Consider the following 19,938-nt stretch of genomic DNA (forward strand, 5'->3'; position numbering starts at 1 on the left):
CTGATTCACGCATTTTGTCCGTGTATAGGTTTACAATTTTGAATTAAATTGTGTCAACCTATTTCAGTACATGACCTTTTTCTGAGATCTTTCATCCTTCCCGAAAAATCGGGACAGGCTGTACCTCGGATTCAAGATGACGCAACACCAACCGTCATTCCTTTTCTGAACATTTTCTAAATGTTGGGGACTCAGAATGACGCGCCGTCAATCGTTATTCCCTTATCTGAACATTCGAAAAATATTAAAGACAAAGGATGAAGTCACGACAGCACAACCTTGAAACTTTCCAACCTTTTAATCTTTCAATTTTCCAATTTTTAATATTCTGCCAACTTCCTCAATTTCTCTTTAAACCTCCCCACCGGCAGAAAATTCTTTTCCAGACTTGGCGCAAAAGGAACCGGTGTATCCAAGCTTCCTTCCCGCATGACAGGGGCATCAAGAAATTCAAAGCAATTTTCCGAAATCCATGCCACTATCTCCGAACCTATTCCTCCTGTGAGGCAATCTTCCTGAAGGAAAATTACTTTTCCTGTTTTCCTGACGGTTTTTTCCACCGCCTCTTTGTCCCAAGGGAGTAAAGTCCGCAAATCCAAAATGTCTGCAGAAACATCCAATTCTTTCACCGCTGTTTTTGCCCAATGAACACCCATGCCGTAGGTGATGATACTGAGCGTCTCCCCTTCCTGTACCAAGTTGGCTTTGCCAACTTCGACGGTATAATAATCATCAGGAATGGCTTCCGAAATGGAGCGGTAAAGCGCCTTGTGCTCAAAGTACATGTAGGGATTCGGGTCTTCAAAAGCCGCATTAAGCAATCCCTTGGCATCATATGGATTGGAAGGATAGACGATTTTCAGTCCGGGAGTGTGGAAAAACCAGGCCTCGTTGGATTGGGAATGAAAAGGTCCTGCGGCTACTCCGGCACCTGTCGGCATGCGGACGACAACATCGGCATTTTGTCCCCATCGGTAATGGATTTTAGCCAAGTTGTTCACGATTTGATTGAATCCCACGGATACAAAATCCGCAAACTGCATTTCCACCATTGACTTATAACCTTTGATGGATAAGCCCAAAGCAGCACCGATGATGGCACTTTCGCAGAGCGGGGTATTGCGTACGCGGTCGGCGCCGAATTTATCTTTGAAACCATCCGTAATCTTAAATGCCCCACCATAAGTTCCGATGTCCTGACCCATGAGGATGAGGTTTGGATACTTTTCCATGGATTGGCGGAGTCCGTCGGCGATGGCGTCCAAGAAGCGTTTTTCGGTTTTCTGTTCTGATTTTGGGGTGATTACTTCCTGCTGAAATGGCGCATAGATATCTGCCATTTCCTCTTTGGTATCTGCAGTGACAGCTTCTTCGGTAAAGGCAAAATCCAATCCTTTATTGATCGCAGCTTTGATTTTTTTGTTGATTTTATCTTTGGCTTCCGAACTCAATATTCCTGATTCTTCCAAATACCTCTCGTAATTGTCCACCGGGTCTTTGAGCGCCCATGTTTCCATGAGTTCCTTGGGAACGTACTTGGTACCTGAAGCTTCTTCATGTCCACGCATCCGGAAGGTAATTGCTTCCAATAGGATCGGTCTTGGGTTTTGCCTGATATCTTCTGCCAATTTTTTGACAGTATCATAGACTGCCAAAACATTGTTTCCATCCACCCGAACAGCCTCCATACCGTACCCTGGTCCTTTTTCCGTAAAATATTTGAAAGCAAACTGCTCCTCACTTGGGGTGGAAAGTCCGTACCCGTTGTGCTCGACGACAAAGATTACCGGGAGTTTCCATACTGCGGCCACATTGAGCCCTTCATGAAAATCACCTTCCGAACTTGCCCCATCACCGGTAAAAACCAAGGTGACTTTGTTTTCCTTTGAAAGTGTATGGGCCAAACCGATGCCGTCTGCAATGGCCATCTGTGGACCGAGGTGTGAAATCATCCCGACGATATGGTGTTCGTTGGTACCAAAGTGAAAGGAACGGTCTCGGCCTTTGGTATAGCCCGATTTTTTACCCTGAAACTGTGCAAAAAGTTTTTCCAAAGGAAGATTTCTACCGGTAAATATCCCAAGATTTCGGTGCATCGGAAGGATGTATTCATCTTCCTGCAGGGCGTTGACTGCGCCGATGGAGATGGCTTCTTGTCCCCAACCGCTAAACCACTTGGAGATTTTACCCTGACGGAGAAGGATGAGCATTTTTTCTTCAATCCTTCTCGGCATCAACAGGGATTCATATAGATCCAATAAAGTCTTGTCAGAATACTCTTTTCTATCAAAAATCATTGCTTGCGCTTCGGTGCTTGGAATTGGCATGGGGTTTATGATTTAATATGTATGGACGCAATGATGCCAGTGAAAGCGATAATCCAAAATAATTTAATGTTGGACACTGAAATGTTCGGAACATCGGTCTTCCGACTTCGGTCTTCCGTCCCGACTGAAGTAGATTATTAGGTAACTGGCAAAGAAGCGTATATCTATTTAATTTGATGCCAAATTAGCTGAATTTAGCTTTCTCCCCAAGGTTTGGACAGAACTTATCTTGTACCAAATTGGGTTATGTTTACTTAAATCCAAATCTTTCATTCAATAAGCAAAGGAGGAAATATTTATGGTAGATATCCTGATCAAAAATATGGTTTGTCCGCGCTGCATCATGGCTGTTGAAAATGTCCTGAACCAACAAAAAATCGGGTTTGAAAAGGTAGAACTTGGGAAAGTAAGACTAAATGCTGAAATGGATAAAGCTACTTTTGAAGTCTTTGAAACCGAAATTGAAAAACTCGGCTTTGAAATCTTGAAAGATAGGGATGTGCAGCGCATAGAAAAGATCAAGAACCTGTTTACCCTGTTGTTTCAAAAAGAGGAATTACCTTCGGGCTTAAATATTTCCACCTATATCAATTCCCATATCCCGGAAGATTACAGCATGCTGAGTCACCTTTTTAGCAGTATGGAAGGAATTACGATTGAAAAATATTTTATCAGCCTCAAAATCGAAAAAGTAAAGGAGTGGCTTTTTTATGAAGAACTGACCTTGAGTGAAATGGCGTATAAATTGGATTACAGTTCCGTGCAGCACCTTTCTTCCCAATTTAAGAAAATCACGGGCATGACACCAAGTGAGTATAGGAAATTGAGGAAGGATGGAGGTAAGGAAGTTGGGGAGTAGGAAGGTGGGAAGTTAGGATGTAAGGAAGTATGGAAGGCAGAAGTAGGAGGGTGAGAGTTGGAAGGTTATTTGGAAGTGGGAGTTGGAAGTTGTCCATTGTCTCAGGGCTAAAAAGCGTGACCTTTGGAAGGAACTTTAGAATCTTTCAACTTTTTGACCTTAAAACCCATTTATTTCCAATTTTTCAATTTCCTGAAAAACATCAAGGGCGTCGATTCACATCGACGCCTAAAAGTAATGCAAGGTTAATGAAAAAGTTTTCGTTTGCTGTACGACTTCAAAAGTAGAAATAAACCTTTCCCCAAAAGGAAATCAGCCGTTAAGGATACTTTAATTTAAACCCAAATTAATCCTCAAAAATTAATATTTAAATAACATAAGGGATCCCGTCAATGGCCTTCCAAATCAAAATTGTCGATTATGATTTTTTTGAGCACATATTCTTTTAATTTAATGACTTGATAAAGAACACCTTTGTAAAAATAGTCGGAGCCTATGGTACTTTCTAAAATTTTGATAATTCTCCTGAGTTTGATTTTCAGCAATGATTTTGATCAGAAAGAAAGAAAAACCACAGTCGAGATCAAGGGAGATCAGTTTTACATCAATGGCAAGCCAACTTATCAGAATAGAGTTTGGAATGGCCAAAAGATTGAAGGATTATTGATGAATTCCAGGATGGTACAGGGGGTTTTTGATGACTTAAATCCTGAGACTGTATTTAATTGGGAATACCCGGATTCGGGAAAATGGGATCCTGAAAGAAACACAGATGAATTTATAGCCAATATGGAAGAATGGCGAAAACATGGGTTACTCTCATTCACGATCAATCTACAGGGTGGCAGCCCGTTTGGATATTCCCAAAGTCAACCTTGGTATAATTCGGCATTTACCGAAAAGGGCGAATTGAGGGAAGATTATATGGGGCGGTTAAAAAGGATCCTTGATAAAGCCGATGAACTAGGGATGGTTCCGATTGTGGGATATTTTTATTTTGGTCAGGATGAAAGATTACAAGACGAACAGGCTGTTATTGCGGCAGTGCAAAACACGACAGATTGGTTACAGGATGGTAGATACAGGAATGTGTTGATCGAAATAAACAATGAATGTGATGTCAATGCTTACGACCACGATATTTTAAAGCCTGAAAGAGTTCACGAATTGATTACGTTGGCCAAGAATATAGAAAAAAACGGGTTTAGATTTTATGTGAGTACAAGTTATAAGGGTGGTGCTATACCCAAGTCCAATGTAGTAAAAGTCTCTGATTTTATATTGCTACATGGAAATGGGGTAAGCAATCCGGATAGAATTGTGGAAATGGTTAAACAGACCAAAGAAGTAGAAGGGTATCAAAAAATGCCGATACTTTTTAACGAAGACGATCATTTTGATTTTGACAAAGACCAGAATAATTTCAAAGCTGCTGTGTCTGCCTATGCTTCATGGGGTCTGTTTGATTACCGCATGAAAGATGAGGGCTTTGAAGAGGGATATCAGAGTGTACCGGTTGATTGGGGAACCAATTCAGAGCGGAAAAAGGGATTTTTTAAGTTACTGAAGGAGATTACGGGATATTGAAATAAGACTTGGGAAATTCAGAATTAAGAATGATGAATTAATAATGACAAAGAAATAAAGTGGAAATAGGGCTTAAATAGAGTGGAAATACGGTTGAAATAAATTGATATATAGGGGGAGACCGGCTTTTCCTTTGAGATGTATATTTCCATCTATTTAGCCGGGAAACGAGAAACTAGAAGCAAGTCAAAGATTGAAATAAAGTGGAAATACGGTTGAAATAAATTGAAATAAAAAGGGAGACGGGTGTTAACCTTAGGAGGCATATTTCCATCTATTTCACGGAGTATATTTCGCAAAGCATATTTCACCTTATTTCACGAATCATCCAATCTTTGCGCCAACCTAATAACCTTGTAACCTTATAACTTTGTAATTTTTCAATTTTCCAATCTTACAATTTTTCAATTTTCCCAATCGGATCAAGAACCTGCAAATGGAGATCCGAAAATGCCAACAGCTAATTCGGCCCAAACCAAGAAAAAGACGATTAGAATTGCCCCGGAAATGAGAATCCTGTCTTGAAGGTGTTTGAAAGTCCTCAAGGCAAACTCGATTGACAATCCCATGATGAGAAGTAAAGTTCCCATTATAATAAAATCAAAAAGGTTCCAATCCACCTCATCGGTAAATTGCATGGCGACCAAGGGGATGAGTAAAAGGAAGATGATCGATGATAAGATCAATGTTAATCTTGAGTTTTTCATGGGTGCATGAGTTAGAATCGAATTTTATTGAATTAAAAGTACTTTGAAATACAAAGTAATCTGAAATTACATAAATCAACAAATATTCTGTCAATAATTTTAAACCTATCACTCCTCTAATTTTCTGATCTTTGAATTTCTCAATCTTTCAATCCTTCCCCCAACCTTGCAACCTCATAACCTTTTAATTTTTCAATCTTCCAATTTTCTAATTTTCCAATCTTTCAATCCTCCCTTTTTCCCCTACCTTTGCAGCCAAAGTAGGAAAAGCGTGAAAGCGAGAACATTAAAAAAAGACAAAGTCAATATCATCACCATGGGATGCTCCAAGAATCTGGTTGATTCCGAGGTGCTTTTGACACAATTGAGAGGAAACGGGATCAATGCATTCCACGAATCTGAAAATCAGGACAACAACATCGTCATCATCAACACTTGTGGCTTTATAGACAATGCCAAGCAGGAATCCATTGATACCATTCTACAATATGTGGATGCCAAAGAAAAGGGATTGGTGGACAAAGTATATGTGACCGGCTGCCTTTCTCAGCGGTACAAAGACGACCTCGAAAAGGAAATCCCGCAGGTGGATGCCTATTTTGGGACGAGAGACCTTCCTGCTTTGCTCAAAAAATTCAAAGCCGATTACAAGCATGAACTTGTAGGGGAGAGGTTGCTGACTCACAATGCCCATTATGCTTACATGAAAATTTCCGAGGGCTGCGACAGACCTTGTTCATTTTGTGCCATTCCGCTGATGCGTGGAGGCCATATTTCAAGACCTATCGAGGAATTGGTGAAAGAAGCCCAACACAAAGCCGCCAACGGAACCAAAGAATTGTTGCTGATTGCACAGGATTCGACCTATTACGGTTTGGATTTATACAGAAAGAGAAACCTTGCAGACCTGCTCAGAAACCTTTCTGATGTGCAAGGGATCGAATGGATCAGGCTGCATTATGCCTATCCGACAGGATTCCCTATGGATGTGATCGAAGTGATGAAGGAGCGATCAAATATCTGTAATTACCTTGACATCCCGCTTCAGCATGGTTCTACGTCGGTATTGAAGACCATGAGACGGGGCACAACCCGGGAAAAGCAGGAGGAATTGATCCATTCTATCCGTGACATCATCCCGGAAATTGCTATCAGGACAACCCTGATTGCCGGTCATCCGGGAGAGGGCGAAGCCGAGTTTCAGGAGATGGTGGATTTTGTCGAAAGGATGAAATTTGAGCGTTTAGGCGTATTTACCTATTCCCATGAAGAAAACACCCACGCCCACACAATGGAGGATATCATTCCACAGGAAGTGAAGCAGGCAAGGGCAAACCACCTGATGGAGATACAGGAGCAGATTTCATTTGACCTTAACCAAAACAAAATCGGTAAGGAATACAAGGTTTTAATTGACAAAAAAGAAAACGGATATTTTGTCGGGAGGACAGAATTTGACTCCATCGAGGTGGACAATGAAGTCCTGATCGATGCCTCCAAGCATTATTGCAGGGTAGGGGATTTTGTCAATGTCAAGGTAAGTGATGCCACGGAGTTTGATTTGTATGGGGATGTGATCTAAAGTTTTGAGTAAACTGTTTTTACCACAAAAGGCACAAAAGATCGATTTCTTTGGTGCCTTTTTTGTTTCATTGGATTTTCATTCCTCCTTTTTTTAACCAAACATTAATCCCAAAATCCTTATCAAATTTAAATTCTGTAGTAAATTGGTCAAAAATAGAACCCAATGAAAACCATCTTTACCATCTTCTTATTTCCCTTTTTGATCATGTCTGCTTCTGCCCAATTTACCTATGACCTCCAAGGCCACCGCGGCGCAAGGGGATTGATGCCTGAAAATACCATTCCGGCCATGATCAAAGCTTTGGATCTGGGAGCAACCACTTTGGAATTGGACTTGGCTGTCACCAAAGACGGGATTGTCATTGTCTCGCACGAACCTTATATGAATCCTGTGATCTGCCTGACCTCAGATGGAAAAGAGATTGCGGCAGGAGATAAGTCTCACAATATTTATCAGATGGACTTTGAAGAGGTAGTAAAATACGACTGTGGTAGCAAATTCCATTCTGGATTCCCAAAGCAGGTTAAGTTCCTTGTGAGCAAACCCAAACTCTCGGATCTGATCGATGTCGTCGAAAAATACGTGGCCGATATGGGTTTACCCAAGCCAAATTATAATATCGAGCTCAAAAGCGGCCCCGAGGGTGATGGGAGTTACCATCCTGCGCCAAAGGAATTCTCTGATATGGTACATAAAGTACTCGACGGAAAACTTGATTGGAGCAGGGTTACCATTCAATCCTTTGACTTTAGGGTTTTGCAATACATGCATCAGGCTTATCCCAAGGTGACTTTGGCCATGTTGGTGGAGACGGCAGCCAAACCCAACGAACAGCTGGCTGAGTTGGGATTTCAGCCTCAGATTTATTCGCCTTATTTTATTGCTTTGACCAAAGAGACGGTAGACCAACTCCATCAAAAAGGAATGAAAATCATCCCTTGGACTGTCAACACCACCGAACAGATGGAGCGTCTTTTGGAAATGGGAGTGGATGGGATAATTACCGATTATCCGAATCTTGCCCCGAGGCGGTAATTGTCAAAATGTATTCTCATATCCTGCTGGTAATTCTTTTCCAAAGTTGGGACAAAATCAAGAAAATCACCCTCTGACCAATCTGAACTTTGGAAAAGTTCATGGAATCTTCACTAACTGACCGATATTGGATTTCCTTTTCTCCTTTTTTTTCTGTTGTCTTACTCCCGACAAATGTTGTTTGTACCTGGGTGTAAATTTGACTTTGTTCCCATTTAATTTTCTTTAAATGAGGAATAGCTAAGCTAAAATCATTTCTGTTCCGTATATCTCCGGGATTGGATAATTTGTAACCTGATTCAGATAAAATGAAATTACTCTTTATAATCGGCCTTTTTCTCTTCAACCTTTCCTGTGGTTCCTCCGAACTCGGTCAAGCCAACTCCAAAGCACCTTCCCATCAGGCATTTGATGAGTTGCTCAAAAAGCATGTCAGCAAAGACGGGATTGTCAATTACAAGGGATTTATCCAAGACAAAGCCAAGCTAGACAAATACCTCGATCTCCTGAGCAACAATGCGCCGGACCGGACCCAATGGTCCAAAGAAGAGCAATTGGCCTATTGGATCAATGCTTACAATGCCTTTACGGTTAAGCTCATCGTCGATAATTACCCTGTCAAAAGTATTCAGGACCTACATCCCAAAGTAAAAATCCCCTTGATCAATACCGTTTGGCATATCAAATTTTTCAAAATAGGAGGGAAGGAAGCTTCTCTTGATGAGATCGAGCACAAGATTTTAAGGAAAGAATTTGAGGAGCCAAGAATCCATTTTGCGATCAACTGTGCATCTTTCTCTTGTCCTCCTTTGTTGAATGAAGCTTTTTTTCCTGAGAAAATTGACCAACAGCTAGATAAGGTGGCAAGAACATTTGTCAATGATACCCAAAGGAATAAAATCACCCCCGATAAGGTTGAGATTTCATCAATTTTTTCATGGTTCAAAGGTGACTTCACAAAAAATGGAAGCTTAATTGATTACCTTAACCAATATTCCACCATCAAAATCAAACCAAACGCCAAGGTCTCACACTTTGACTACGATTGGTCCCTCAATGAGTAAAGCAAATAGAAATATTGTCATCATCGGCAACGGTATCTCAGGTGTCACCTGTGCCCGGCATATCAGAAAAAAAGATGAATTCGCCCAAATAACCATCATTTCGGGGGAAACAGATCATTTTTTTTCCCGAACCGCCCTCATGTACATCTACATGGGCCACATGAAATATGAGCATACCAAACCTTACGAAGATTGGTTTTGGGACAAAAACAGAATCAACCTGAAAAGAGCTTGGGTAGAAAAAATCAATTTTGAGGAGAAGGCGCTTATTTTTTCAAATAAAGAATCCATGACTTACGATGTGTTGGTTTTGGCCACGGGCTCCAAACCAAATAAATTCGGTTGGCCGGGTCAAGACCTGGAAGGCGTGCAGGGCATGTATTCGTATCAGGACTTGGAACTTATGGAATCCAATACCAAAGATATCAGCAAGGCGGTCATTGTGGGTGGAGGATTGATCGGGATTGAGATGGCCGAAATGCTCAACAGCAGAAAGATTCCGGTGACATTTCTGGTGAGGGAAAAGAACTTTTGGGATAATATCCTGCCCTTGGAAGAATCCAAAATGATCAACCGCCATATTTTGGAACACCATATTGACCTGCGACTGGAAACAGAACTTGGAGAAATTATTGGAGATGCATCCGGAAAAGTGAAGGCAATCACTACCAAAACAGGAGAAAAAATTGATTGTCAATTTGTAGGATTGACTGTAGGTGTCAGTCCCAATATTGAATTTCTTCGAACCAAACCCTTGGAGAGTTCTGAAAATAATAAAACAATACAAACCAACAGAGGCATCATCGTGGACAGGTTTTTCAAAACCAATATTCCCGACGTCTATGCCATCGGCGACTGTGCAGAGTTCCAAGAAGCACCCGCCTCAGACCGGAAAAACATCGAACAGGTTTGGTACACAGGAAGAATGCACGGAGAAACACTTGCGTTCAACCTGACTTCAGACAAGCTTGTTCCCTACCAACCGGGTGTCTGGTTCAATTCCGCCAAATTTTTTGATATTGAATACCAAACCTATGGTTTTGTGCCTCCGGTTTGGTCTGAGGAATATGAAAGTTTGTATTGGGAAGATGATGGAGGGAAAATTGCGATCCGTTTTTTGTATGGGAAATCAAATATGAAAATCAAAGGAGTGAATGCTTTTGGCTGGAGGTTGCGGCATGATTATTTTGATAAGGCCATCTCTGATGGTTGGATGTTAGAAAAAGTGCTGACTCATTTGAATAAAGCAAGCTTCAATCCGGAGTTTTTCAAATCCCATCACAAGGCCGTCTTGGACCATTACAACAAGCAAAACGGGAAATCCTTGAAGATCCAAAAAATGTCTTTTATTCAAAAATTAATCGGGTCAAGAGCATGAAAACCATTCAAAAAATAGGACTTGTAATTTTTGTCTTTGGCCTGCTGTTGTTCACTCTCCTCCCTTTTTTCGGAACTTATCAGTTGGAAAAGGAAACCGTCGAGGGAAATGTCAAAGAAACGCATACTGAAAAGATGGTGGAAGTGCTTTCACCGATTTTTGGAAAAACCTATTCTTCAAATTTTGCTTTTATAAGTGATTTCAAAAGTTATTTCAATACCTATAATGACGGTTTGAAAGCAAATCAGGAATGGGACAAGGTGATTTGGGATGATTATGCTTTTGCATTGACCAAAGCTTCGTCTGCAGGACCTGTTTCTGAAAATCCATTTTTGTTTTTGGGGATCACTGTTCTGATAGGTGTTTTTGGAGCCTTGCTTTACATTCTTCCACTCTACCGTGGTCAAACAGAAGGCATCAAAAATGATGGGATTTTCTTTTCCTCGATGAAGTCAAAGGGGCTTTTGGGAATGATTACCGGCGCCTGGCTGATCCTGTTTTATATTGTGCTTTATTGGTTTCCCGAATACATTACCAACCTCGTCCTGATGGTCGATCCGATCAGTGTGGCGCTTTCCGGCAATCCGGCAAGTCAGTGGTTTTTGTATGGATTTATCTACACTTTGGCCATCATCGTGATGGGCATCAGGATGTTTAGAAAATACCGGGGCAATGCCTATCAGACCATCAGAACCACTTCAGTCATGTTTTTCCAATTGGCATTCGCCTTTTTGCTTCCTGAAATTTTGGTGTTGATGAACATGCCTTGGCATGACTTCAAAAATATTTGGCCTTTGGATTATTCCTTTTTCTATGAATACAGAATAGATGGAATGATCAGTTCCGGTGCTTTGGGAATGTTCATGTTGATCTGGGGGATCATTTTGATCGTGGTTGGTGTACCCTTATTCACATATTTTTATGGCAAAAGGTGGTATTGCTCGTGGGTTTGCGGCTGTGGTGGATTGGCAGAGACTTTGGGTGACCCTTACCGTCAGCTATCCGACAAAACTGTCAAAGCATGGAAAATTGAGCGCTACCTTATTCACGGCGTTTTGGGTTTTGCAGTGGTTTCGACTGCACTGACCATCATTAATTATTTTACTGGATTTGCCATTTTGGGACATGCAACAGATCAGCTGCACAGTATTTATGGCTTTGCTATTGGTTCGGCTTTTGCAGGAGTCATCGGAACAGGATTTTATCCCTTGATGGGTAACAGGGTTTGGTGTAGATTTGGGTGCCCATTGGCAGCATACCTTGGATTGGTGCAGCGCTTCAAATCCCGGTTCCGAATCACTACCAATGGCGGGCAATGCATCTCCTGCGGCAATTGCTCCACCTATTGTGAAATGGGCATTGATGTGAGGTGGTATGCCCAAAGAGGTCAAAATATTGTCCGATCTTCCTGCGTTGGCTGCGGTGTATGTTCCGCAGTATGTCCAAGGGGAGTGTTAAAACTTGAAAATGGCGATGAGGATGGCAGAATCAACGAAATGCCTATCATCATCGGCAATAAATCCATCACTGTAAAAGCTTAATGATCTTCATTTATTTCTTTTTGGGAATATACATTCTGGCAATGCTGTTCATTCTTTTTTACAGTTTTGCTCAGGCACATTTGCTGTATTATTTTTTTCAATTCAAAAAGAATCCAAATATATCAATGGAACCCGCAGCCAAAGATTTACCTAAAGTGACCGTACAGCTTCCTATCTATAATGAAATGTATGTAGTAGAAAGGTTGATTGATGCAGTTTCCAAATTTCGCTATCCTTCCGACAAAATAGAGATCCAGATATTGGACGACAGTACCGACGAAACTTCCCAGATCATCAGGCGCAAGTTGAAAGAATTTCCTGATGTAAATTTCAAATATATCCATCGGATAGACCGAAAAGGGTACAAAGCAGGTGCTTTGAGAGAGGGAATGGAAGTGGCTGAAGGTGAATTTATAGCGATTTTTGATGCTGATTTTGTTCCGGATCCAGATTTTCTGATGAAGACCATCGGGCATTTTCATGACGAAAAAGTAGGCATGGTACAGACGAGGTGGACACATTTGAATGAGGAATATTCTGTATTGACCCGCTTGCAGGCTTTTGCTTTGGATGCCCATTTTATGGTGGAGCAGATGGGGAGAAACGGGCAGCATGCATTTATCAATTTCAATGGTACTGGAGGGATCTGGAGAAAAAGCTGTATCCTCGATGCCGGCAATTGGCACGATGATACCCTGACAGAAGACCTAGACCTGAGTTACCGTGCCCAACAAAAAGGATGGAAATTTACCTACCGACCTGATATCAAATCCCCTGCAGAGCTTCCGCCCGTGATGTCGGCGATCAAATCCCAGCAATTCCGTTGGACCAAAGGTGGCGCCGAATGCGCAGTGAAGCATCTTGGGGATGTACTTTCCAAAAAGCTTCCGTTCAAAACCAAACTACATGCAACTGCCCATTTGCTCAATGCGGTGATATTCATTGCGGTATTATTGGTAAGTCTTAGCAGCATTCCGATTTGGTGGGCTTTCCATCAGGAATATATTCCGGAAAGTTATTTTCAGGGAGCAGCGGTATTTTTTGTTGGATTTGTGATCATAGCTTTGGTTTACTTCTTTGCAAATTTGAGTTTGGTGGATTATTCATGGAAAGTAATCGGGAGATTTCTTTGGGAGTTGCCCCTGTTTCTGGCTGTATCGATGGGACTTGCTCTGCACAATGCACAGGCAGTTTGGGAAGGGTTGACAGGAAAACGGTCTCCTTTCATCCGTACTCCGAAATACAACCTGGAGAAAAGCCAAAAATCATGGACAAAGAATATTTACAATCAGATCAAAATACCTTTCACAACCTACATTGAAGGGCTTTTAGCGGTAATTTTCTTGATAATGGTAATATTATCGATTCACTTCCAAACCTATGAGATGTTGGTTTTTCACATGATGCTGACTTTTGGCTATTCTGTGGTTTTCATTGAGTCACTGAAAAGTTATAGGCTAAAATAATCCCAAATTTCACAAGGACTGTCAGAAGTTCCCATCCAATTTCATCCAAAAATCAATGTCCTTAAATTCAACCCTAAAAGCGCAACATAAACCATTCCCGATTATCGACGTGTTGATTCCGGCCAATAATGAAGAAGGTTCGATCGGAAAAGTAATCCAAGACATTCCCAAGTCAGTAAGGCATGTCATAGTCGTCAACAATAATTCCAAGGACAATACCCGCCAAGTGGCAGAGAAAGCAGGGGCAATTGTTTTGTATGAGCCTGTAATGGGTTATGGAAAAGCATGTTTGACGGGGATGTCTTATTTGACCAGTTTGGATGAGGAACCAGATATCTTGGTTTTTTTGGATGGCGATTACAGTGATTATCCCGAACAGCTGCTTGCTGTCATTGATCCTATTTTAAAGCAAGATTATGATATGGTGATAGGTTCGAGGGCTAGGGGAAATAGAGAAAGTGGCTCTATGACTTTTCCTCAGGTATTCGGCAATTGGTTGGCCACTAGTTTGATGGGAGTCATTTACAAAACAGACTATTCCGATTTGGGTCCGTTCAGGGCCATCAAATGGGACAAGTTGAAGGGCTTGGGGATGGTAGATCAGAACTACGGTTGGACCATTGAGATGCAGATCAAAGCTGCCAAAGCAGGATTGAAAACGACTGAAATTCCGGTGGATTACCGAAAAAGAATCGGAGTATCAAAAGTAAGCGGAACCATCAAAGGCGTAATCGGGGCAGGGTATAAGATTTTGTGGACTATATGGAGGTATAGGTAGGGGATGGGGTGTTTAGGAAATAATCACTTTATTAAGACATAGAATGGGATATTATAAGAGGCTACATTTCCTTGACCATCGTAAGCAAATACAAAAATTCTGTAAGGGCCTTCTTCGTTAGGTGCCTGAAATTTTATTTTTTTTCCATTATTCTCTTGAATAAGATGTTGCATGTTATAATTAGCTTCAATTGGTTCTAATAAATAATATTCTTCCCTTCTGATTTCCCATCTAAAGGAAATAGAGTCTTCTTCAAAATCAAATGCGTTTACTTGGGCTGAATATCCTTGATTTCCTGTTAGGTATACATTATCAGAAACGGGTCCTTGGGTTGTTTCAATAAATAAGTCCGTGATTTGTGTTGCTGTATTTTTTGTATTTTTCCCTGACCATGCATTTTGTAGAAAATGAACAGATTCAGTTTCAGCACCATCCTCAGAAAACAAGCTAAACCATGTGTGTGTGGCTTCATGCTTTGATCCCCAATAGAAAGCATAGCTACCTATATATAAGCTCGTATCTTTTTCCATTGTGTCCCAATATTTTTCCATTAATTCCCGCTTTTCAGAATTTTTCAGTTCTTTTGGAGCCCCCCACTCAGTGTCAGTAACTGACCAGTGGCCAATAGCCCCCCATTCTGATAGCATATAAGCCTTGCCCCAACCTCTTTTTCCATAGATATTGTCATACATTTTATCAAATGAGTTAAATGCATTGAAACCCATGATGTCAATGTGTGAAAGTATGTATTTGTAGGAAAAAATTCTATTTGGTTTCATGGTAACGTCTACAGCCGTCATGGTAGGGTGGTTTGGGTCCACCTCTTTAATCATTTTGGCAATTTTATTGATAATATAAAATACAATAATTCTTTTTCCCCCGCCGTATTCTGCCACTTCATTTCCAACTCCCCACATCAGCAATGCCGGGTGATTTTTATATTTTTCAACAAATGGTCTTAATTCATCTATTTTTTTATCAACCTCCCAAAATTTCCAGTAACTAAAATCATTTCCCCATGCTGGTCTGCCGATTTCTAAACCTAGGGTGACTGTCAATCCCAATCTGTGGGCCGAATCCAAAATGCTATCCGCATCATGAAGACTCCAAGTTCTGATTGAATTCCCTCCATACATTGCTAATTTATCTAGATGGTCCGTTCCTGCAGCACCTTTGATGAAGTAAGGTTGTCCATTTCGAAATAGTTGGGCTTTTCCATCTTGATACCTTACTTCAACTGTTGGTTTATTTATTTCATTTTGACCATTGTTGCAGGAGGAAACAAGGATCAAACAAATCAAAAAAAAAGTTATTTTTGTCATTTCTTATAAATATGTCATGTAATCGATTTGGAAATTTAGGATATTTAAATTTAAAGAAATACTTTTTGCTTGTTGTTGATAATATTTATACGAGTATCCGCAAAATTGCACGCTGGGCTATAGAAGGTTGTATCGAATGCGGATACTCGTCCACAGACGATAGTCCACTGTTCACTTGGTGTTTAATGGCTCCTACCAACAAATTATTGTTTGGCTACGTGCAAGAAAGCGGATACACATAATATTTTAATTACCTGATAGAATAAATTAAAAACACTTACTCTTTTCAAACTGATAATCACCTCAAAATAGGACATGGATCGAAAGTCGCGCTCAGGAAAATTGATTTTAGTTTTCTGTATTTTTTCATTGATAATTTTCCTTTATGGCTTTGGTACTGAAGTAGGGAAGGGTCAAAGAGTGCTTTATTACTTGCTTACCATTTCCTTATTTTTCAAATTATTAAAAGTGGGATTTGAGTGGTACCATTTTGCAGGATTGCCCACACTTCGAAATACCTCAGAAAAACCCAAATTACCTTCAAGGCAATTGTCTGTTGATATGCTCACCACTTTCTACCCGGGTGAGCCATACGATATGTTGGAGAATACCTTAAGGGCCTTGGTATCAGTAAAATATCCCCATACCACCTATCTTTGTGATGAAGGAGATGATGCTTATGTAAAAAAACTCTGTAGTGAATTGGGTGTAATACATGTCACCCGAAAAACCCATGAAAACGCCAAAGCAGGGAACATCAATAACGCCCTTAAACAGGCCACCGGTGAAATTTGCGTTATTTTAGATCCTGACCATGCACCCTATCCTGAATTTTTAGATTATGTTTTGCACTATTTCGATGACCCAGAAATAGGATATGTACAGGTCGTTCAATCTTATGGTAACCAAAAAGAATCTTTTATCGCCCAAGGAGCAGCAGAACAAACCTACATGTTTTATGGACCTTATATGCAAGCGATGGGAGAATATGGTACCGCACAAGCTATTGGGGCCAATTGCACTTTTAGAAGGGAAGCACTTGACTCCATCGGAGGACATGCGCCGGGGCTGACTGAGGACATGCACACCTCCATGTTGCTGCATGCAAAAGGTTGGAAGTCTGTATATGAACCTGTGATTTTGTCGCGAGGACAGGTTCCAAGCAGTATTTCAGCTTATTACAAACAACAAATAAAGTGGAGTAGGGGAACATTTGACTTATGGTTCAATCTTTACCCTAAGCTTTTTTCGAAATTCAACTGGAGACAAAAGTTACATTATGGGCTACTTCCTATTTATTATTTGTTTGGACTAATTGGAGTAATCGATTTTGTAGTTCCGGTATATTCCTTGTTTACAGGGGAATACCCTTGGTTAATGGACCCCAAAGTGTTCTTTGTTTTTTTTACACCTTTTTTTCTTATGAATTTAATTTATAGGTTTTATTCCCAAGGATGGCTTAATCACCAAGAGGAAAAAGGAATACATTTGATGGGAGGGATTTTAAGGGTTGGAACTTGGTGGATATTTATCATCGGCTTTGTTTATACCTTATTAAATATTAAAGTACCTTACATTCCTACACCAAAGGAACATACCACCAAGAGGGAGTTTTTATTGGGGTTACCTAACCTCGTTGTGGCTGTTGTTTCGATTTTGGCTGTTGCCTATGGATTATCCACAGATTGGCAACCTTACAGCATGTTGATGGCACTATTTGCTTCTATAAATGCAGGAGTTTTATTAATAGCTTTTGCCATAGGACAATCTACTTGGGTCTACCACTCAAAAAGTTCCGTTAATAAGTTCAGAGAAGCATTGACAATTCAAAAAAAGAACCTGTCATACCTTAAGCTGAGCAGGCTGGCATTTCCTTTCGTCTTGGTGATCATGTTTTTTGCTGCTTTTTATTTTATAATTTCCACATCGAAAATCGGGAGTGATGAATATCTTGATCCGAAAATAAAATCACCAATTGAAAAAGATTTTGGGGGCTTCTATTCTGGAATTTACGACCCACATTTTGACATTCATGCAGATATCGCTTTGATCAATGATCTGGAAACCAAGTCAGGCAAAAAATGGTCCATCATTTCTTCCTATGTTGCTTGGGGAGATGACCCACTTCCAAAAGAAAAATGGCAGAAAATTATATCTCATGGTGCTATCCCTATGGTAACTTGGGAGCCTTGGTCTAATCTATTTGAAGAATATGCAGAAGTTGAAGACTTAAAAAACAACCGTAAGATCTTTAAGTATATTATTGAAGGTTATTTTGATAAGTATATCGATGAGATGGCAATAACCTTAAGAGACCTCAATTCGCCGGTTTTTTTAAGATTTGCACATGAAATGGAAAACCCCATGTATGCCTGGTCAAAGTCAGGTGAAAACACCCCCGAAGATTTTGTGGAGGCATGGAAGTATGTCCATTATCGGTTTGAAAGATTGGGGGCTCATAATGTCTCGTGGGTATGGAGCCCATGGTCAGTGGAAGGTTTTGGGTACTATTTTCCCTTCGGGAATGACAGTTCTGTCAATCAATATGTGGATTGGATAGGATTGACAGCTCTGAATTATGGAATGGCATCAGAGGAAAAATCCTCAAGGTCTTTTGAAGAGATATACCTGCCTTTCAAAAAAGAAATACAAGAAAAAGGCTTGGAACTTCCGGTGATGCTGGCGGAATTTGGCTCGACTTCCTATGGCGAAAATGGAAGAGAATGGGTGGATAAATCGTTAAAAATCATCCAAGACCAACACCCTGAAGTCAAGTCTATAGTCTATTTTTATAGCGATTTGGATAAAAATTGGATTACACCTTGGCGTCCATCAGATAAAGCAGAATATATCGAATGGACTTATGATTTAAGTGGAATTGGTGGGTCTTTGGAATTATTTGATTTATTGAAAGAAAGGAATTATCTGGTTGAGTCAAATAATGATCCAGATGTAGATTTTTTCCCTAAAATGTTAAAAATTGAGAATGGGAACCACAGGCTTTTGGTCGATGGTAAGCCATTCTATATAAAAGGAATTGGGTATAATTCAGGTCACGATTGGGAAGAGGGATTTAATCCATTGTCAAGAAAACAATTAGATACCGATTTCAGATTGATCAAAGAAATGGGAGCTAACACTATCAGAAGATATGAACCCGGTATTTATGACAGAAATATCCTTGATGCAGCCCAAAACCATGATTTGAAAGTAATGTTTGGGTTTTGGTTTGACCCAAAAGTAGATTTCTTAAAGGATAAAAATGCCCTAAAAGCATATGAGAAGAAAGTGTTGTCGCAAGTCCGAAATCACAAAAATGATAGAAGTATCATTGGCTGGAACATAGGAAACGAAACATGGGGATTGTTAAAAAAACACTATGCACAACCTTACCTGACCTTGGTGAGAAGGAGCTATTTAGAGTTTTTAGATGATTTGGCAATAAAAATAAAACAAATTGACCCCGACAGACCAGTTTTCTCTTCTGAGGAACATGACAATGAAAGACTGATTGGAGCCATTTCTCAATACAGAGCTTACGCACCACATATTGATGTGATAGGGGTCAACTCTTATTATGAGGAAAACATCAGTCGGCTTGATTCAATAATGGGGGTCTTTTATCCTGGAAAACCCTATACAATTACAGAATTTGGTCCTAAAGGATATTGGAACAAAGAATTGGGAGATTATTGGAATGACAGTTTGTTGATAGAAAATTCTTCTTTGAGTAAAGCTGAATGGTATAGAAAACAGTGGGGTGAATATATTGACCGACATCAGGGGAAAAACCTAGGTGGCATTGCATTCAGTTGGCGTGACCGATACGAAGGCACTGCCACATGGTATGGTTTGACTGATTATAAAGGAAGATTAAAGCCCTCTTATTATTATCTTCAGGGTGTTTGGCTTGAGGATAATCAATTGTCCTTAACATTTCCTGATATTTCGATAGTAGGTCATTGGAATATTTTAAGTCCCGGAGAAACCGTTTGGCTTTCAGCTGCAATTACAAATGGATATGTAAAAGATCTAGAATATAATTGGGAAGTTTATGATGAGAATTGGAAAAAAAGCAGTCCAATTATTAATACCAAGTTGGACGGGAAGTTTGTGGAGATTAAAATACCTTCCAAAAAATCAAGAATTTATGTGTATGCTGTAGATCCTAAAGGCAATGTAATTTCTGCATCAAGGCCTCTTTTGGTGAAAGCAAAATAAATTTATCAGTAAATGTCTTAAATCTTCCATGTATTGAATTTTAAAATCCTTTTTTTGGACTTGCGATT

At 40.2% G+C, this 19,938-nt stretch carries 13 protein-coding genes; 10 read left to right on the forward strand and 3 right to left on the reverse strand.

Features of this window, described 5'->3' with window-relative positions; genetic code table 11:
- Window positions 1-320: 320 nt before the first annotated feature.
- Window positions 321-2,327, reverse strand: a complete 2,007-nt coding sequence (locus tag MMU07_RS19155; RefSeq protein ID WP_241128219.1) for an alpha-ketoacid dehydrogenase subunit alpha/beta — start codon at window positions 2,325-2,327, stop codon at window positions 321-323.
- Window positions 2,328-2,625: 298 nt separating this feature from the next.
- On the opposite strand from MMU07_RS19155, the gene MMU07_RS19160 reads away from it, so the two are divergent.
- Window positions 2,626-3,186, forward strand: a complete 561-nt coding sequence (locus tag MMU07_RS19160; RefSeq protein ID WP_241128220.1) for an AraC family transcriptional regulator — start codon at window positions 2,626-2,628, stop codon at window positions 3,184-3,186.
- A 495-nt stretch (window positions 3,187-3,681) separates the two neighbouring features.
- Window positions 3,682-4,773: a hypothetical protein gene (locus tag MMU07_RS19165; RefSeq protein ID WP_241128221.1), complete on the forward strand. Its 1,092-nt coding sequence runs from the start codon at window positions 3,682-3,684 to the stop codon at window positions 4,771-4,773.
- A 422-nt stretch (window positions 4,774-5,195) separates the two neighbouring features.
- On the opposite strand, the gene MMU07_RS19170 is transcribed toward MMU07_RS19165, so the two are convergent.
- Complete coding sequence (locus tag MMU07_RS19170) at window positions 5,196-5,480, reverse strand: hypothetical protein (protein WP_241128222.1); 285 nt, start codon at window positions 5,478-5,480, stop codon at window positions 5,196-5,198.
- 271 nt (window positions 5,481-5,751) lie between these two features.
- Between MMU07_RS19170 and rimO the strand changes: the two genes are divergently transcribed.
- The 7 genes from rimO (at window position 5,752) to MMU07_RS19205 (ending at window position 14,327) form a co-directional block, all read left to right on the forward strand.
- Window positions 5,752-7,062, forward strand: a complete 1,311-nt coding sequence (rimO, locus tag MMU07_RS19175) for a 30S ribosomal protein S12 methylthiotransferase RimO (RefSeq protein ID WP_241128223.1) — start codon at window positions 5,752-5,754, stop codon at window positions 7,060-7,062.
- Window positions 7,063-7,227: 165 nt separating this feature from the next.
- The gene (locus MMU07_RS19180) at window positions 7,228-8,100 is read left to right on the forward strand and encodes a glycerophosphodiester phosphodiesterase (protein WP_241128224.1); all 873 of its coding nucleotides are present in this window, start codon (window positions 7,228-7,230) and stop codon (window positions 8,098-8,100) included.
- A gap of 308 nt (window positions 8,101-8,408) precedes the next feature.
- Window positions 8,409-9,164 (forward strand): DUF547 domain-containing protein, encoded by a 756-nt coding sequence (locus MMU07_RS19185; protein ID WP_241128225.1) that lies wholly within the window; start codon window positions 8,409-8,411, stop codon window positions 9,162-9,164.
- Window positions 9,157-10,542: an NAD(P)/FAD-dependent oxidoreductase gene (locus MMU07_RS19190; protein ID WP_241128226.1), complete on the forward strand. Its 1,386-nt coding sequence runs from the start codon at window positions 9,157-9,159 to the stop codon at window positions 10,540-10,542. The genes MMU07_RS19185 and MMU07_RS19190 overlap by 8 nt, the downstream gene beginning before the upstream one ends.
- Entirely contained in the window at window positions 10,539-12,083 is a 1,545-nt protein-coding gene (locus tag MMU07_RS19195) for a 4Fe-4S binding protein (protein WP_241128227.1), read from the forward strand. The genes MMU07_RS19190 and MMU07_RS19195 overlap by 4 nt, the downstream gene beginning before the upstream one ends.
- Window positions 12,083-13,549 carry a cellulose synthase family protein gene (locus MMU07_RS19200; protein WP_241128228.1) on the forward strand — a complete coding sequence of 489 codons (1,467 nt, stop codon included), beginning with the start codon at window positions 12,083-12,085 and terminating at the stop codon, window positions 13,547-13,549. The genes MMU07_RS19195 and MMU07_RS19200 overlap by 1 nt, the downstream gene beginning before the upstream one ends.
- Window positions 13,550-13,604: 55 nt before the next feature.
- Complete coding sequence (locus MMU07_RS19205; protein ID WP_241128229.1) at window positions 13,605-14,327, forward strand: glycosyltransferase family 2 protein; 723 nt, start codon at window positions 13,605-13,607, stop codon at window positions 14,325-14,327.
- A 23-nt stretch (window positions 14,328-14,350) separates the two neighbouring features.
- Here the strand turns inward: MMU07_RS19205 and MMU07_RS19210 are convergent, their stop codons facing one another.
- Window positions 14,351-15,385, reverse strand: coding sequence for a glycoside hydrolase family 2 TIM barrel-domain containing protein (locus MMU07_RS19210; RefSeq protein ID WP_241128230.1), 1,035 nt, complete (start codon window positions 15,383-15,385; stop codon window positions 14,351-14,353).
- Window positions 15,386-15,964: 579 nt separating this feature from the next.
- Here MMU07_RS19210 and MMU07_RS19215 point away from each other — a divergent pair.
- The gene (locus MMU07_RS19215) at window positions 15,965-19,870 is read left to right on the forward strand and encodes a glycosyltransferase (RefSeq protein WP_241128231.1); all 3,906 of its coding nucleotides are present in this window, start codon (window positions 15,965-15,967) and stop codon (window positions 19,868-19,870) included.
- Window positions 19,871-19,938 lie beyond the last annotated feature (68 nt).

The organism is Cognataquiflexum nitidum, from assembly GCF_022538055.1.
Taxonomy (GTDB): domain Bacteria; phylum Bacteroidota; class Bacteroidia; order Cytophagales; family Cyclobacteriaceae; genus Cognataquiflexum; species Cognataquiflexum nitidum.

Bases quoted from the DNA above. Each gene is read 5' to 3' on its own strand.
- MMU07_RS19155 (WP_241128219.1), bottom strand. From the start codon at position 2,327: ATGCCAATTCCAAGCACCGAAGCGCAAGCAATGATTTTTGATAGAAAA.
- MMU07_RS19160 (WP_241128220.1), top strand. From the start codon at position 2,626: ATGGTAGATATCCTGATCAAAAATATGGTTTGTCCGCGCTGCATCATG.
- MMU07_RS19165 (WP_241128221.1), top strand. From the start codon at position 3,682: ATGGTACTTTCTAAAATTTTGATAATTCTCCTGAGTTTGATTTTCAGC.
- MMU07_RS19170 (WP_241128222.1), bottom strand. From the start codon at position 5,480: ATGAAAAACTCAAGATTAACATTGATCTTATCATCGATCATCTTCCTT.
- MMU07_RS19180 (WP_241128224.1), top strand. From the start codon at position 7,228: ATGAAAACCATCTTTACCATCTTCTTATTTCCCTTTTTGATCATGTCT.
- MMU07_RS19185 (WP_241128225.1), top strand. From the start codon at position 8,409: ATGAAATTACTCTTTATAATCGGCCTTTTTCTCTTCAACCTTTCCTGT.
- MMU07_RS19190 (WP_241128226.1), top strand. From the start codon at position 9,157: ATGAGTAAAGCAAATAGAAATATTGTCATCATCGGCAACGGTATCTCA.
- MMU07_RS19195 (WP_241128227.1), top strand. From the start codon at position 10,539: ATGAAAACCATTCAAAAAATAGGACTTGTAATTTTTGTCTTTGGCCTG.
- MMU07_RS19200 (WP_241128228.1), top strand. From the start codon at position 12,083: ATGATCTTCATTTATTTCTTTTTGGGAATATACATTCTGGCAATGCTG.
- MMU07_RS19205 (WP_241128229.1), top strand. From the start codon at position 13,605: ATGTCCTTAAATTCAACCCTAAAAGCGCAACATAAACCATTCCCGATT.
- MMU07_RS19215 (WP_241128231.1), top strand. From the start codon at position 15,965: ATGGATCGAAAGTCGCGCTCAGGAAAATTGATTTTAGTTTTCTGTATT.